At 46.0% G+C, this 16210-nt stretch carries 16 protein-coding genes; 11 read left to right on the top strand and 5 right to left on the bottom strand.

Annotated elements, in window-relative coordinates:
- Positions 1-84 precede the first annotated feature (84 nt).
- From LJE72_RS04345 to LJE72_RS04300, 10 genes are all read left to right on the top strand, one after another.
- Entirely contained in the window at positions 85-648 is a 564-nt protein-coding gene (locus LJE72_RS04345) for a glycerol-3-phosphate responsive antiterminator (protein ID WP_229246400.1), read from the top strand.
- A 165-nt stretch (positions 649-813) separates the two neighbouring features.
- Positions 814-1599, top strand: a complete 786-nt coding sequence (locus LJE72_RS04340) for an HAD family hydrolase (RefSeq protein WP_229246399.1) — start codon at positions 814-816, stop codon at positions 1597-1599.
- A gap of 32 nt (positions 1600-1631) precedes the next feature.
- Entirely contained in the window at positions 1632-2435 is an 804-nt protein-coding gene (locus LJE72_RS04335; RefSeq protein ID WP_229246398.1) for a sugar phosphate isomerase/epimerase family protein, read from the top strand.
- Between the two features lie 24 nt (positions 2436-2459).
- A complete protein-coding gene (locus LJE72_RS04330; RefSeq protein WP_229246397.1) occupies positions 2460-3596 on the top strand; it encodes an ABC transporter ATP-binding protein in 1137 nt (378 codons plus the stop codon).
- On the top strand, positions 3584-4894 hold the full coding sequence (locus tag LJE72_RS04325; RefSeq protein WP_229246396.1) for an ABC transporter substrate-binding protein: 1311 nt from the start codon (positions 3584-3586) through the stop codon (positions 4892-4894). The genes LJE72_RS04330 and LJE72_RS04325 overlap by 13 nt, the downstream gene beginning before the upstream one ends.
- Positions 4895-4930: 36 nt before the next feature.
- A complete protein-coding gene (locus LJE72_RS04320; protein WP_229246395.1) occupies positions 4931-5824 on the top strand; it encodes a carbohydrate ABC transporter permease in 894 nt (297 codons plus the stop codon).
- A gap of 14 nt (positions 5825-5838) precedes the next feature.
- Positions 5839-6642, top strand: a complete 804-nt coding sequence (locus tag LJE72_RS04315; protein WP_229246394.1) for a carbohydrate ABC transporter permease — start codon at positions 5839-5841, stop codon at positions 6640-6642.
- A gap of 206 nt (positions 6643-6848) precedes the next feature.
- Complete coding sequence (locus LJE72_RS04310) at positions 6849-7553, top strand: DUF6063 family protein (protein WP_229246393.1); 705 nt, start codon at positions 6849-6851, stop codon at positions 7551-7553.
- A 128-nt stretch (positions 7554-7681) separates the two neighbouring features.
- On the top strand, positions 7682-8971 hold the full coding sequence (locus LJE72_RS04305; protein ID WP_229246392.1) for a coiled-coil domain-containing protein: 1290 nt from the start codon (positions 7682-7684) through the stop codon (positions 8969-8971).
- 473 nt (positions 8972-9444) lie between these two features.
- On the top strand, positions 9445-9612 hold the full coding sequence (locus LJE72_RS04300; RefSeq protein ID WP_229246391.1) for a DUF4901 domain-containing protein: 168 nt from the start codon (positions 9445-9447) through the stop codon (positions 9610-9612).
- 16 nt (positions 9613-9628) lie between these two features.
- Here the strand turns inward: LJE72_RS04300 and LJE72_RS04295 are convergent, their stop codons facing one another.
- Both LJE72_RS04295 and LJE72_RS04290 read right to left on the bottom strand, forming a co-directional pair.
- The gene (locus LJE72_RS04295) at positions 9629-10852 is read right to left on the bottom strand and encodes an NAD(P)-dependent malic enzyme (protein ID WP_229246390.1); all 1224 of its coding nucleotides are present in this window, start codon (positions 10850-10852) and stop codon (positions 9629-9631) included.
- Positions 10853-10902: 50 nt separating this feature from the next.
- Positions 10903-11799: an HpcH/HpaI aldolase/citrate lyase family protein gene (locus tag LJE72_RS04290; RefSeq protein ID WP_229246389.1), complete on the bottom strand. Its 897-nt coding sequence runs from the start codon at positions 11797-11799 to the stop codon at positions 10903-10905.
- 376 nt (positions 11800-12175) lie between these two features.
- On the opposite strand from LJE72_RS04290, the gene LJE72_RS04285 reads away from it, so the two are divergent.
- Complete coding sequence (locus LJE72_RS04285) at positions 12176-13060, top strand: LysR family transcriptional regulator (RefSeq protein ID WP_229246388.1); 885 nt, start codon at positions 12176-12178, stop codon at positions 13058-13060.
- Positions 13061-13124: 64 nt separating this feature from the next.
- Here the strand turns inward: LJE72_RS04285 and LJE72_RS04280 are convergent, their stop codons facing one another.
- Genes LJE72_RS04280 through LJE72_RS04270 form a run of 3 tightly spaced genes read right to left on the bottom strand, consistent with a single transcriptional unit; the run spans position 13125 to position 16088 of the window.
- Positions 13125-13883: an HPP family protein gene (locus LJE72_RS04280; RefSeq protein ID WP_449508553.1), complete on the bottom strand. Its 759-nt coding sequence runs from the start codon at positions 13881-13883 to the stop codon at positions 13125-13127.
- Between the two features lie 5 nt (positions 13884-13888).
- Positions 13889-14050, bottom strand: coding sequence for a hypothetical protein (locus tag LJE72_RS04275; RefSeq protein WP_229246386.1), 162 nt, complete (start codon positions 14048-14050; stop codon positions 13889-13891).
- Between the two features lie 34 nt (positions 14051-14084).
- Positions 14085-16088, bottom strand: coding sequence for an anaerobic carbon-monoxide dehydrogenase catalytic subunit (locus tag LJE72_RS04270; RefSeq protein ID WP_229246385.1), 2004 nt, complete (start codon positions 16086-16088; stop codon positions 14085-14087).
- Positions 16089-16210: the final 122 nt, after the last annotated feature.

Raw genomic sequence — 16210 nt, 5'->3', positions numbered from 1 at the left:
AACATACATTTAATAAAACGATAACTCAGATTTTACAATCCTAGTTTATAATGGAAATAGATTAAGACTTAAGGATGAGGTCTAATGGAGATAAGAAACATCTTAAAAGATAATCCTATCATCGCTGCGGCCCAAGCTGAGAATCTCCATTCAGCCGTAAAATCAAAGGCCTGTGCTGTACTTTTGATGTATGGGAAGTTAATTGAGATTTTAGATGACAATTTTCAAGTAAATAACAAAGAGAAGCCAATTTTTATCCATATGGATTTATTAAAAGGCTTGTCAAGCGACAGCGAATCCCTCAAATTCTTGAACAAGTATGTTAAGCCGGCGGGAATTGTCAGCACAAAAAGTTCCGTGATTCGATCGGCGAAAAAAACAGGCTTAATAACCATCCAAAGGATTTTTCTTATTGATACCAAGTCCTTTGATAATGCCATAGACAGTATAAAGGATTGTAATCCCGATGCTATAGAAATTATGCCGGGGATTGCCCCGGCAATTATTCCGGCCTTTAAAGAAAGGATCTCCCAACCCATTATCATAGGGGGTCTCATTTCCGAGGCTGAACAAATACATAATGCCCTAAAAGCTGGTGCTGATGGAGTATCCTTAAGCGCGGCCAAGCTTTGGAATCTTGATTGCTAAAAGTCTCACTGGACAAATGAATATCCCAAATGATTTGGTAGAGAATTGTGAAAACCATAATCATCTTCTAAAGACTTACAAAGGAGGTGATCTGTGGTTTTTTAATTGCGATTCTTTAGATTATTAAGAGTATCTGTTAGGGAGGTATAGAAACTGAGCATTAAAATGATCGTTTCCGATTTGGACGGTACACTTTTCAACAGTGACCAGCCGGGATATGAAGTTTCCCGGGAGTTAATAAAAAGTATCCGGCTTTTCAGGGAAAGTGGCAGAATTTTCACCATCGCTACCGGCAGACCCCAGTCATCATGCACTTCCGTCGTTAACCAGTTAGACCTGGATGTACCCTATATCGCCTGTAACGGTGCCTTAATTACGGACCGGACAGGGAAAAGGTATTATTCCCATTCTTTTAGCCTGGATAATTGGCTGCCTTTTCTGGAGAAGGTCCGGGAACTGGGTGCTGCTGTACTGATTACCCATCTCGATAAAGTCTATTATTTACAAATGACTGAGGCAGTCCGCCGCTATGAGAATAAGGAAGGCATTCAATGCCATCCTGCCGGTGATTGGCTAATACAAGGGGATAACCCTGTCAGCAAGGTCTTGTTAATCGGAAATGTGTCTGCCCTCAAAATTGAATGGGAGAATCTCAATCCCTCTATAAAGAACTTCTGCAGATATGTCATCTCCGAGCATAATTATATGGAAGTCATTGGCTCGGAGATTTCCAAAGGGGCTGCCCTTAAACTCTTAAAGAAACATCTGGGAATCCGGGATGACGAGGTAGTATGTATTGGCAATCAGATGAATGATCTGGAACTCTTGGAGGAAGCCCACATCGGCGTAGCTGTAGCCAATGCAGAAGCTGAGCTGAAAACAATGGCAGATTATATAACTGCAGGTGAATTCGACAGGGGTGTCCTTGAAGTCATTAATAAATACAGGTAAAGAAGTGTCTTATTAGGATGAAGGGGTTTATTATGATGGAAAAATTAATTGCCTATTCAGACTCGAATTTATTAAACTCTGACCCTGTGGAAAATGTAGAGCAGTTAATCGAGCATGGAGCCGGTGCTATTGAATTGTTAATGGATGGCTGCTTCTGGGAGGACCCAGATCCTCAGATCGTCAAACTGGTTGAAATACTAACGAAATACAAGGTTGATTATTCCCTGCACCCACCTGTCTGGGATATTAACTTAACCAGTGAGAACAAAGGGATTCGGGAGGCTTCTTTCTCTGAACATAAAAAAGCGATCCAATTTGCTCCTTTGCTTAAGGCCAAATATGTGGCTATTCATCCGGGGTTTACCTATTCTCCCGTTTTCAGTAAATCAGAAGCTAAGAAAAGGGCGAGAGAGGCACTCTCTAGGTTGAATGAAGTGGCCAGACCTTTGGGCGTCAAACTTGCCGTGGAAAATGTAGGATATCATGGGACCTCTATCTTTACCTGTGAGGAATTTGTGGAATTTGTGACCGGCTTTGATGACACTATCGGGTATCTTATCGATACAGGGCATGCTTTTTTAAATCATTGGGATATCCCTGAGCTTATCCGGCAAACACAGACTCGCTTGCTGGCCATCCATTTACATGATAATGGAGGGACAAGTGATGATCACCTGGTGGTGGGACAAGGTCTAATTGATTGGAATCCCATCTATGAATCATTGAGGAATACTGCTCTTGATTTTAAGTTAGTCCTGGAATACAGGCAGGGGACAGCTTTGGCGGATTTGCAAAGCAGTAAAGAAATGATCAAAAAAAATCTTAGGCTTAGATAAGCAAGGTTGTTAGGGGGCAAAATCGTGGCTGAAGTGGAATTGCGTGACCTAAGTAAAACATTTGGCCGGGAGCAGGTAGTTCAACACCTGAATGTCACAATTGAACAGGGAGAATTCTTTGTTTTGGTTGGTCCGTCGGGTTGTGGAAAGTCAACGACCTTAAGAATGATTGCCGGACTGGAAGAAATAAGTTCGGGCGAACTGCTGATCGATGGGAAGAAGGTTAATCATATTCCGCCAAGTCAACGAAACATTTCTATGGTCTTTCAAAATTATGCCTTATATCCGCACCTTAACGTCAAAGAAAATATTTTATTCGGACTGAAGGTCCGCAAAGTAGAAAAACAAGAGCAAAAAACCCGTCTGGATCAGGCAGTGGAAATACTGGGAATTTACCATTTACTGGAACGAAAACCAAGGGAGTTATCCGGTGGTCAGCGGCAGCGAGTGGCATTGGGGCGGGCAATTGTCAGTCAACACTCCCTCTGTTTAATGGATGAGCCCCTTTCCAATTTAGATGCCAAATTGAGGAGCCAAATGCGTACAGAGATTCGTCAGCTTCAGAAAGAGCTGGGGATCACTATGATTTATGTTACCCATGACCAGATAGAAGCAATGACCATGGGAGACCGGATGATGGTCTTAAATGAAGGGGTCATTCAACAGGTCGGAAAACCGCTGGAGGTTTATAATTCGCCGGAAAATCTATTTGTTGCAGAATTCCTGGGCGCTCCGCCAATGAACACCCTTCCCCTTACCTGGGAAAATCAAGGCATCAATCTAAAACCGGACAACAAAGGCTGCCGGCTGGCCCTGGAGATGGCTGAACCGTTAAAAGATGGAACTCCCATTGTGCTGGGTGTTCGTCCGGAAAACATACTTCCCCTGCAGGATAAACAGGATTTATCAGATGTTATTGCAGTGCCGGTCACCATTAAAAATGCCGAATTGCTGGGCTCTGAAACGATTATTGAGTTTTCCTTTATGCAACAGAGTTGGAAAGCGAAATGGAATGGACAATTGAACTTGAATCAAGGGAGCGAAATTTTCGTCAGTTTCCAAAGGGAGCATATCTTCATGTTTAACCAAGAGTCCGGGAAACGGTTATCTGTTAAACGAATAATTGAAATAAAAGGAGATAAGGAATTATGCGTTTCTTAAAAAGTGTGTTGGTGATCATTTTGTCCATGGTCCTGCTTGCCGGCTGTTCTGCAGCGAAGCCTGCTGCCAATGTCCAAAACAATGAAGGGAAAGCGGAGGAGAAAGTTGAGTTAACCTTTTATTATCCGGTGGCTGTGGGAGGACCTTTAACGAAAACCATCGATGGAATGGCTGCGGAATTTATGAAGGAGAATCCCAACATAGCAGTCAAGCCGGTTTATACCGGCAGCTATGCTGATACAACCACCAAGGTGCAAGCGGGAGTTCAAGGAAAGAATCCTCCGGATATAGCGATAGTTCAATCCACAGAGCTTTACTCACTGCTGGATATGGATGCCATTCTTCCCTTGGATGATTTGATTGCGCAAGACGGCGGCGACGAATTTATCAAGGACTTCTATCCCGGTTTCTTGGAGAATTCACAGGTTGACGGAAAAACCTACAGTATTCCTTTCCAAAGAAGTACCATAGTTCTTTACTACAATAAGGATGCCTTTAAAGAAGTTGGTTTAGACCCGGCAAAACCGCCTAAGAATTGGGATGAATTAGTGGATTATGCCAAGAAACTAAACAAAGACGGACGCACAGGGGTTGAAATCCCGACGACTGGTTTCGCTTATTGGCTGTTTCAAGCCTTCGCCCTGGAAAACGGCAAAAATCTCATGTCTGCTGACGGAAAAGAAGTATATTTTGACACACCGGAAAATGTCGAGGCCCTCCAACTATGGATTGACTTGGCAAAGAGAGATAAAGTAATGCCTGAAGGAGTCATTGATTGGGCGACAGTACCTTCCAATTTCATAGCAGGGAAAACAGCCATGATGTATCATACAACCGGGAACTTGACTAATGTCAAGACCAATGCCAAGTTTGATTTTGGCGTTGCCTACCTGCCGGCTAAGAAAAATTTTGGCAGCCCTACCGGCGGCGGCAACTTCTATCTCTTTAAAGGGATCGATGAAAAGAAACAAAAAGCAGCTTGGAAGTTCATTAAATTCATGACAGAGCCGGAACGTACAGCTCAATGGAGTATTGACACCGGTTATGTGGCTGCGCGGAAATCGGCCTATGAAACAGAGAAGATGAAAAACTATATCAGCGAATTCCCGGCTGCGGCAGTGGCCCGGGATCAACTGGAATTTGCCAAAGCTGAACTTTCTACACATAACAATGGTCGTGTAACCAAAGCCTTAAGCGATGCTCTTCAGGCAGCCATCACCGGTCAGACTGCACCTGCTGAGGCTTTGAAGAAGGCTCAGCAGGAAGCAGAAAAAGCCTTAGCCACCTTCAATAAGTAATCGTACAGTAAAGAACCAAGAACGGAGGCCTTGAAGATGGAGAAGGGACAATGGGCAGCAAAATTTAAAATCAATGCTTATGCCTGGCTGCTGCTCCTTCCCTCCCTCATCTTCCTCATTCTGTTTACCTTCTATCCCGTGATAAAAACCTTGATATTTAGTTTCTATCAAGCGGATTTGAGTACACCGGAGCCGCTTTTTAATGGGATAGATAATTACAGACGGATGCTGGGAGATGAAGTTTTTTGGAAGGTGTTAAAAAATAATTTGTGGATTACTTTAGGAACTGTTCCGACCAGTATGGCCCTGGCCTTAATGATGGCTCTGTATGCCAACAAACTATTAAGAGTAAAGAGCTTGATCAGGACCGCTTTTTTCTATCCAACCGTCATACCCATGATTGCCATCGCCAACATCTGGCTTTTTATCTACACTCCTGAATACGGGGCCTTAAGCCATTTTTTACACTGGTTTGGACTGGAACACCTTAACTGGTTAGGGAATCAGGAACTGGTGACCTGGGCCATGATCATCATGATTATATGGAAGGAAGCCGGCTACTTTATGATCTTTTATCTGGCCGGACTGCAGAACATCTCCCAGGAGCTTTATGAATCAGCTTCTCTGGATGGAGCGAAATCCTGGACTGTTTTTAGCCGGATTACCTTTCCGCTGCTCATGCCGACAACCCTGTTTGTTATGGTTATTGCAGTGACGAACTCCTTTAAGCTGGTGGATCATTTAGTGATCATGACCCAAGGCGGACCGGATAATGCCAGTAATCTTCTGCTTTATTACATTTATCAAACGGCCTTCTCTTTTTGGGATCAAGGCATGGCTTCGGCGCTGACTGTGGTTATGGTACTGATTTTAGTGGTCATTGCTGCTTTCCAATTCCTATTCCTGGACAAGAAAATTCATTATAATTAAGGGAGTTGAAGCTAGTGCAGCGTCGCGTGGAAAATATAGCAATGTTCGGGTTGGCCTGCCTTTGGACGTTCCCTTTAATCTGGGCTTTCTGGACTGCCTTCAGGCCGCGGGAAATGGCTACGTCATGGGAATTAACCCCGGATTTTACCCTCAACAATTTTGTGCATGTTTGGAACGGTGCACCATTTGCCCAATATTATCTAAATACCTTGATCATCGTCACGGGGATTCTCGCTGTACAACTTGTCACAGCAACTCTGGCCGCTTATGTTTTTGCCAAGGTCAGGTTTTGGGGAAGAGATATCTTATTTATCCTTTTTCTGGTTCAAATAATTGTCCCGGCTGATGTCTTGTTATTTCCCAATTATAATGTACTGGGAGATCTTTCCCTGTTAGATACCAAACTTGGCATCATGATGCCTTATTTTGCTTCGGCACTCGGTATCTTTCTGCTGCGGCAGACCTTTAAGACCTTTCCCTCTGAATTAGAAGAAGCGGCTCGCATGGAAGGATGCTCATGGTGGCAAATGTTGTGGAAAATTTATGTTCCCCTGGCCCGTCCAACCTATATAGCCTTTGGTCTTGTTTCCGTCAGTTATCACTGGAACAATTTCATGTGGCCGCTGATTGTTACCAACTCAGTGGAGAATAGACCTTTGACCGTCGGTTTGGCTATTTTTGCCACGTCCTTCGAAACCGGGGCGCAGTGGGCTGAGGTTAGTGCGGCTACTGTCATGGTTATCTTGCCCTTACTGCTGGCCTTTCTCTTATTTCAAAGACAGTTTTTGAATAGCTTTATTCACTCGGGAATTAAGTGAGCGAGAGGGAAACGAAGCGAGCCCGATTGAGGGACTCGCTTCTTATATTTATGAAGTGTACCGAGAAAAACTAATCATCGGTAGCAATCAGTTGGCTGACAGTGATGAGCAATGCGAAAGCTTGTGGGCAATCCGAAGAATGCAAAAGAAGGAATGTTCAGCAGGCGGATGGCCATCAGCGATTTTAGGATTGAGGTGAGCTTTGAGTGAGGGATATAAAAACGGCACTGAAGATCTATCGCAGACTCCTGGAAAAGGGTCAGTTGGATCGGGAAAGCGAGGCAGACCTCTTCCTGGAGTTTCGCAACGTTGAAGTTAGGGCCATCCTGGCGGAATTTGAGGAGGAACTGGATTTTAAGGCCATTGAAGTAGGGGGAAGAAGCATCTATCTTCTGCCCAACAGCGGGAACGGAGTCCTGGGCTTCACTACGAAGGACTTGAGGGAAGGGGTAGCGACAGATGCCCGACTGGTTGATGCCTACCTGCTTGGTTATATCTCCATGTTCATTTTGTACTTGTTCTACGGAGGACGGAATCGCAATCCCAAGCAGCGGGAATTTTTGAGAATCAGTAAGTTAATTGAAGAGCTGGACAGACGATTCGCCCTGGCCTTAGCAGACCGGGAAGAGACTAAAGTTCTTGAGGAAAAGTATGCCCTGAATTTTACCAGAATCGCCGAGCTCTGGGACAGCAAACAGGATTTCGAGGAAAGAGGCCGCAAAACAAAAACCGGCACGATTTTAAACACCTGCCGGCTTTTCGAGCGGGAAAATCTCCTGAGACTGGTGGATGAGGATCGTGAACTTCGTCCCACCAAAAAGCTGGATGACTTAATGCTGAATTATTACCTGGACGATAGCCGGGTAGCTGAGATCAAAGAGTTCTTCGAAGGAGTTGTACAGGATGCCTAGAATCAACCGCCTACGAATTATTAACTTTTCTTACAACAATGATCCAGGCATATTCAGGACGAGACCTTTAACTTTCACGGCGGAGAAAATGCCCTGCTCAGTTTGGCCAATGGCGGGGGAAAAAGCGTTTGCCTGCCTATGTCTTGATCGAGTGGAAGCTGGACGGAGCCGCCGGCTATTTGCTGACAGGTATCGGGATGGTCTCGGCAGAAGTTTCCGGAGTGGAAGACGAGAAAAACCGAGTCAAGTATTTTACCTTTACCTCAAACTATACCGGGTCGAACCCCTTTGACCTGACCAATATGGAGTTAATTAGCCAAAAAGGCAATATCCTGGAGATCAAGCCTTTTAAAGAAGCCCGGGAAATGCTAAGCGAGAGAGAGCGGAAAGATCCTTATCATGGGGGCTGTTTTTACGATGACGACGGGGAACGTTACCGGAAGCGCCTGGCTGAATTTGGGATTGCTCAGGATGAATGGCGCAATATTATTGCCAAAATTAATGACCACGAAGGCGGTCTCGATGAAATCTTCCAAAAGTATAAAAACTCCAGCCAGCTCTTAAACGAATGGATTATCAAAACCATCGAGAAAGTCATCTATAAAGACCGTTCCGAAGCACACCGCCTGGAGGAAATGCTGGAAGGTTTAGTGCGGGAGGTCATTGAGAATGAACGCTTTATTTTAGAAAAGGCTGTTCTTGATGAATTTCTGGGGGGTTATGGTGAGCAGCTGGACACTTTAGTGGACCTGCTGAACGGTTTGGAAGAGCAAAAACGCCTGGCCGGAAAACTCGTCGCTTTACACCATCATTTGGACTCGGAAACCATCCGGCTCAAAGAAACTCAGGAAGAAAATAAGCAGACTTTAGAAACCATGAAACTGGAACAGCAGCAGATTAACCTGGAGGAACGCTCCAACACCTATTGGCAGAGAAACGATGAGCTTGCCTTGGCAGAAACAAGACTTGCTGCGGCTGAAAAACGGAGCAGGGAGAACGAAGAAAAGCTGGAAGCCTTAAAATTCGACCGCAAGGTGATGCAGGCCGCAGGGATCAGGGAGGAAATAAGCGCCAAACAGGTGGAGCTTGCCGGGCTTAATGAGAAGCTCGATGTTTCGAGATCCCAATATAATACGGATGAGCGGATGCGAAATCTGGAGTATACTCTCCGGAAATTAACTCAGGAACTCTCCCAAACCCTGGAGTCAGCTTTGCTGCGCTTAAATCAGGCAAAGGCAGATCAGGAAAGGGCTTTGGAGCGGGTTAAGCAAGACTCGGGCAATCTGGAACGGGAATTGCGGAATTATGAGGGAGAGAAAGGCCGTCTAAGCAGCAAAGGTCACAATTTGAAGCAAAAGAACGGGAAGTCAGAGCTAAGCTCAAGCTTAATCTCAACAGAAATCTGCTGGGAGAGTTAGCGGAGAGTGACATCGCCCAAACAAGAGCCAAGTTTAAGAAGGCTGGGGATGACCTCCAGCTGGAAGGGCAAAAACTCAGGGAAGAAAAAGGCCGACTTGAACAACGCCAACTTGCGGCAGCCCAAGAGCTTCAAATTAAGCGGGAAGCACAGCTTAACGAAAAGAGTGTTCTCCGATCCCTGGAGAAAGAGATTGCAGACTACGAGGGGCAGGAAGAGGAAATCCAGAGAATTCTCCAAATATATGGCTTTGACCCGGAACTTCGCTTTGACAAGGAACGCCTGCACACAGGCTTTAACCAATTGCTCAAGCATCTGGCCGGCAGACTTGAAGACGCCGTGCGTATGCGGGATGCTTCAACGGAGTCCCTGTTTTCTCTGAAACACGGACGACTCCATGTACCGGAGGAACTCATCGCGGTTCTGGCCAATCAGGTATAATGGGATTATATTGAAAAATGAGGCGGGTGAATTATGCCTTTTGACTATGGGGAGCTCAGAACAAAAGCAAAGGCAATTGTTCAGATTCCGGAGCATTACCGACTGGCAATGGAAGACAATACTCGTGATGAGCAAGAACGGTCCTTCAATAAGGTTAGGCCACATTATGGAACTTATATCCATAACGTGGCCTATTTTTAATGGGATTTCAAATTAGTTATGAAAGCAAATTGCGTAAATTTTCTGCCACCCACGCTGGATCTACTTTCTTCTTGGCCACTCCGCTGTCCAGGGCTGCTTTGGCGACAGCTGCTGCCACCTCAGGAGCAACTCGGCTATCAAAAGCTTTGGGAATTATATAGTCTGCACAGAGCTCTGAGGCACTGACTATGGAAGCAATGGCTTCAGCAGCGGCGATTTTCATTGCTCCGTTGATTTCAGTTGCCTGACAGTCAAAAGTGCCTCTGAAAATACCCGGGAAGGCAAGAATATTATTGATTTGATTGGGGAAGTCGGAACGACCGGTTCCCACCACAGCTGCTCCGGCTTGCAGTGCATCTTCCGGCCAAATTTCCGGCACAGGGTTGGCTTGAGCAAAAATAATGGGTTTTTCAGCCATAGATTGGACCATCTCAGGAGTGACGGTATTTCCTACGGATATCCCGATAAACACGTCCGCCCCTTTTAAGGCATCAGCTAGACTACCTATGACCATCCCTCGATTGGTTTTCCTGGCAATCTCTTCTTTGTATTTATTCATACCTTCGGAGCGTCCCTCATAAATTGTCCCTTTGGTATCGCACATTATCACATTTTGAAGACCGCAGTCCATGAGTAGTTTGACGATAGCCATGCCGGCAGCACCCGCACCACTGGTAACGATAGTGACATCTTTCAAGTCCTTGTCAACGACTTTCAAAGCATTCAATATACCGGCTAAGGTCACAATTGCCGTGCCGTGTTGGTCATCGTGGAAGACAGGCCCATCGTAAACCTTTTTTAGCTTTTCTTCAATATCAAAACACTCCGGTGCTTTGATATCTTCCAGGTTGATACCGCCGAAAGTTGGCTCCAGTAATTTAGCTAATTCCACAATTTTATCAATATCTTTGGTATTCACGCAGATTGGAAAGGCATCAACCCCAGCAAAATGTTTAAATAGGAGGGATTTGCCTTCCATGACAGGCATCGCTGCCCGTGGTCCAATATCACCAAGTCCCAGGACGGCCGTTCCGTTTGATATCACTGCCACAGTGTTAGCTCTGTTAGTGTAGAGATTTACTAACTCAGGCTCTTTAGCAATAGCCAGACAAGGTTCAGCAACACCTGGAGAATAGGCGAGACTTAAATCATGATGGTCACGGCAGGGGACTTTGACAGCGATCTCGATCTTTCCTCGATGATCGGCATGGAGTTTTAGGGCATCATCTTTTAACGACATTAACAGCACCGTCCTTCAGTTTGCGAATAAGAAAAGATATCTTCGTTCCGTTAGCTTGACAGCTGCGAAGACAGTTTTGTGTCGATGGCACTTTGTGCTTTGAGGATATCAACTGCGTTAAGATACACCGGAGTATCAACCATCTTATTATTAAAGGAAATCGCTGCTTTTCCCTTGGCAATAGCTTCTTCTTCGAAAACTTTCACGATCTCTTTAGCCCATGCTACATCCGCCGGATCTGGAGAATACAGACGGTTTGAGGCTTCGACTAAATTAGGATGAACAATCATGCGGCCTTTATAGCCCATTTGACGTCCTTCAGCCACGTTGCGTTCGAATCCGGGAATATCCAGGTAGGAAAGGAATGGGGCATCAATTGCCAGTATGCGGGCAGCTTTGGCAGCTACGGCTAGATATCCTCTGGCAAACTGTTGCTCAACAGCCTCGGATGTCAGCTTGACCTCCATATCGCGAGTGTAATCCACAGCACCAAAAATAGCGGCTACAACCCGGGGGCTTGCAGCACAAGATTCGTAGGCGTTAACGATACCCAGAGCAGTTTCAACCAGCAGGCAAATTTTAATGCTGCCTATTTCAAGGCCGCGCTGGCGTTCTAATTCTTCTAATCTCCAGTCAAGGCGGTGCACGTCGGCAGCACACCCGACTTTGGTTAGGTTAATCCCTTTAAGACCTTCACAAACAACCGCTTCCAAATCAGCACTGGTCAGATTCGTTTCCCAGCTATTAACCCGAACCCAAGCCTCCGAACCCTTTGAACCGCAAAACTTAATATTTTCACGTACCATTAACCGAGCTTTTTGTTTTTCAGCAGGCGGAACTAAATCTTCAAGATCCAAAACCACAACATCAGCCTGGAAAGTTAAAGCTTCCTCCAAAGCTTGCTTATCGTGGCCTGGCACAAAGAGCATTGATCTCATAATCGTCATATTCATTTCCCCTTTATTTCACCAAATTTCACAAGCGCTTGTTTCAACTCCATTGTAGATAGCTCTTGTCGAATAGTAAAATATCGGTTAAGAATACAGTGTATTTAGGCACGAAATAACTGATTGCCAATCAGGCTATAAGTTGTAGTGCTATCCCATTTTAAGAGGATTTGGTCTCGATTTATTCTTTAGGTGAATACAGCGTATTTAAAACCGCTATTTTACTATTCACTGGAAGATCTCTATTACCAAACTAATCATACTTTGAAGAGCTCTGACAGTTTGTAGATCCAGGTGAATAGCGCTTCTAACTTAGGCTAGCTTAATGTGATATAATTTCTAAAAGTGTCCTTGGAATTGAAAGGTGGCGAACTAAGTGGAAATAAGACATTTGGAATATTTTATTGAAGTTTCACGCCACAAAAGTTTTAGTAAAGCCGCTGAGGCTGCGCATACCTCTCAACCCTCTGTTAGTAAGGCAATTAAGGATTTAGAGTCGGAATTGGGAAAAACCCTATTTTATCGAAGTACTAAATATGTAGAATTAACCGACGCCGGAGAAATAATCCTTGAGCAAGCTCAACAAATAGTAGCTTCTTTTAGAAATATCAATACTAAATTAGAAGGGCTTACTAAGCTTCAAACCGGGAAAATACATATCGGCTTGCCACCAATAACTGCTGTTACGACTTTTTCTCATATGCTTAGGGCCTTTAAAAACGAATATCCTAAAATTCAAATTCGCTTATTTGAGTTTGGTCCCAAAAAGATAGAAGCATCTCTTCAAGAAGGGTTGCTGGACATTGGTATTTTCACTCCTGAGGATAGTTCTCTTTTTGAATGGATTTGGTTTGAGGAAGATCCGCTCAGCGTCATTATTCACCCAGGGCATCGATTAGCTAACTATAGCAGTATTCGATACGAAGATTTTGATGGAGAACAGCTGGTTTTATATAATAGTGATTATAAACTTCATGATATTATACTAGATGGGTGTAAAAGAGCTGGAGTTAATCCGGAGATTGCTTTCGAAACCTCGCAACGAGAGTTGATGACTCAAATGGTTGAAGCTAATCTTGGTTTAGCCTTATTGCCAAGTAAGATTTGCAAAGAGCTTAACCCGCAAACCATTGTTTCCCGTCCGTTTTCCGATTTGAAATTATGCTTGCAGCTGGCTTTAGTGTGGAAAAAGGGGCGGTATCTTCCTCACGCAGCGCAAGAATTTCTGGATTTTATAAAGAATAACTATCTCACTGATTAAAGCCGGATGGGAGAAGAATTATACCATTAAATACCCAGTTCAGTGTGGTTAAACTCATATTTTCCTAGTGGATTTCAGGCTTTGGAGTTACCGGGGCAACCACAAAATGGTGTATCCCCAGAAGCAAGACGCCTAGTATCATGCCCCAGAGCCCGATGGAATAAAACACCGGCGCGACTTGTTGGCAACTCATCAGGACCATGCTAACCATGCATAAAGCCATACCCCATACCTGGGGTTTTTCCATGTACAGTCCGGCATATTTAACGCAATGATCGTCCTCTTTAGCCGGAAATTCGAACCAAACCCGGTTCCAGACGAGGGCGAAAAGTACGGCGATGGTTGCTCCCCAAGCCATGTATACGGGAAACAGCTGTGGGGGCATGGGCAAGGGTAAAATAGCCGGAATGACAGCGGTGGCTGCCGCCGGAGGATGATCGGCATCAAAAACTTGCATCAGCACTGCAGCGTAAAGCAGCGCTAGACTGAGTTTGAGCGGAATAACAAAGTCGGTTCCCCCTGCCAACAAGTCTCCTGTCCAAACTCCCGCCAGCCCGCCGATCGATGAGACAAAATGTCCGACAATGACCGGTTTAGGCCGAGCCACGCGCAAGTACACGCAACTGGAATTGATAAAGCAGGTTGCTGCCAGAGGCGGAAAGAGCACGCCTATCCCCGTGACTTTGGACAGCATACCGATGATGGCAAGCGCTATGCCGGCACCCAGCGAGCCCCAGATGATGCGCGACAACGAAATGACTCCCGGGCGGTAAACGTCCCTCGCAAATTCTCTTCGGCAAATGGACGTAACTCTTATCTGCACCGAATTTAATTTTTTAGGCACTTTTGCACTCTCCCCTCCAGGCAAAGTTTTTGCTCGACTGTAAGTTCGTGGTGGGCACGATAAAGCACTGTGCCCACCAGAACTTGGTTGATGACTCTTGCCGCCGTGTACTGAGGCAAGTTAGCGTGTTTTGACCGACATGTCATGAGTAACGGCCTCCCTGGGCTTGGAAATGAGAGGCTAAACGTCCCACGCAAGCTTCTTTCTTGCAGCCTTAAAATCTGAGATGATCATCTGAGCAAGTTTTTCTGGGTCCGGGTCAACGTTCATGCAGGAACCGAGCAATTCTCTTGTGCCTCCGTAAAGGAAATCCATCACCTTTTTAGAACCTTGCACCGGAGCATGGACACAATGGTAGGAATCAAACCCCAGCATACGGAAAGCAAGGGCTGCGCCTACACCTTTCTCATTGGACCATTCGGGCGTCACTTCAGCAAAGGGCAAATCTTTGATCGGATGGCCGAGCAGACCGGCAATGGCAGCGAAGGTACCGACAGCATGGGCGTTATCGATGCATTCGCCGAAATGCCAGACCGGGGGCAGATTCGAACCGAGAAATTCCTGCAAGCTATTTCCGCATTTATCCTGTTCCTTGATCGAGCAGTAACCGAGTTTTAACATTGGAAAGCTGGCACAACCGTTGGCAAAGATAAGAATGTTATTCTTCAGCAAAATGTCTGCAACATCCACAATGGCCTTTTCAAACACAATGCGGGTATTTGTGCAGCCTGCCAAGTTGATGATGCCGAGAATTTTGCCATCCTTAAGAGCATCGGCGATGGGCTTGACGCTTCCGCCATAGTATTCGCTGAGGTACTCCAGACCGAATCCCACTTCCGCTTCCACTTCGTAGGGAGGGATATGCCTTTTCACGTCCAGGCGGTTTTTGAAGCTTTCGATCGCCCGGGTTACAATTCTGTCGGCTAATTCCGGAAGTCGATTCAGGTCGGAGAGATCTCGCTTGTAACCGATATGTTCCGCCCCCGGCAGACGGTTGGATTCGTTCGTGGTGACAACCACGGTTTTAAAGCAGTTGGCGACATCCATAATACCCGGAAAAACTTCTTGGATGTCAGCCAGCCAAAGATCCAGCGCGCCTGTGCCCACTACCAGCTCAGCGCCGTTAGCGTTGGAGAGGGGAATGACTCCGCCAAGGCGGTACATGGTTGACAGGCCTGAACAACAGATTCCGTAAAACTGGATACCCTGGGCTCCGGCCTCCTGGGCCATGGTGACGAATTCTGCGGTACGGGCTGTTTTGATGACTTCCGTGGCCAGCATGGGAGCATGACCGTGAATGGCTATATTAACAAAGTCCTTTTTCAGCGCACCCACGTTGGCCTTGATGGTGCTGCGCGTGGGAATGCCGAAGAGACAGTCGCTGGCAATGGAGCCGCCCACCACGCTGTTCATGGAAAAGGTGATGCCTAAGCGCAGGAACTGATCCATGGCTTTACGCCAGTCCCCTTGGGTTGCGACTGTGGTGGCGTGCAAGGTTTCAAAAACCTCGTGATAGGAGCTGATCGGGGTTATCCCGAGATCGTTCCAGACCTTTTGTCGTTCGGGTGGGGCTACTGCAGTAAGGGTTCGGTGCTGGCCAGGAATCGTACGGCTCATATCTTCGAGCAAAATATCCGCAATTTCACCGGCTAAAGCTTCGACGGTTTTGCCTTCGGTCTCAAGCCTGTACATGTTGGCTACGCCAAGCACCTTGTTTTTGCCCACAATGGGGAGATCGATCTCTCCAGAGGCAGCCTTTTTCAGGGTTAGCATGACTTCACGGGCGCGCGCCCCATGGGCTGCTACACCTCCGGCTGCCGCGCGGGCCAGGTTACGCGCTACGATGAGATCTGCAGTCGCTCCGCAGGTACCCCGGGGAGACTTCTCAGTTATCTTGCAAGGACCGAGGGAGCAGTTTTTGCAACAGACACCGGCTAAGCCAAAAGCGCAGTGAGGTTTTTGTTTGTCGAAACGGTCAAAACAGTTTTCCAGGCCCATACTATCCATATAGGCCACCATTTCCCTCACTGCGGGATCAGGAGCCTGGGACATAACGTCAGCTTTGCTGGCAAAGGACTTTCGATATTCCGTTACTGCTGCCATGTAATCGGTGAAATCGTTGCCGTGGTGATGATGATGGTGGTGGTCGGCATCATGCGTTTGTGAATGTTTCTTGTCTTCCATATAATTACTCCTCTCTAAATAAAAGGTTGTAGCATAAAACAAGTGATCTGTCGGAATTGCTAAGTCAGTACCTTTATCAACGGCATCCTGATCCCTCCTTTGTGCTTAAACAAGTACCTTTT

Source organism: Desulfosporosinus shakirovi (assembly GCF_020595055.1).
In the GTDB taxonomy this organism is placed as follows: domain Bacteria; phylum Bacillota; class Desulfitobacteriia; order Desulfitobacteriales; family Desulfitobacteriaceae; genus Desulfosporosinus; species Desulfosporosinus shakirovi.
The sequence above is the reverse complement of the archived record's forward strand: the minus strand, read 5'-3'. Positions and strand labels throughout refer to the sequence as shown.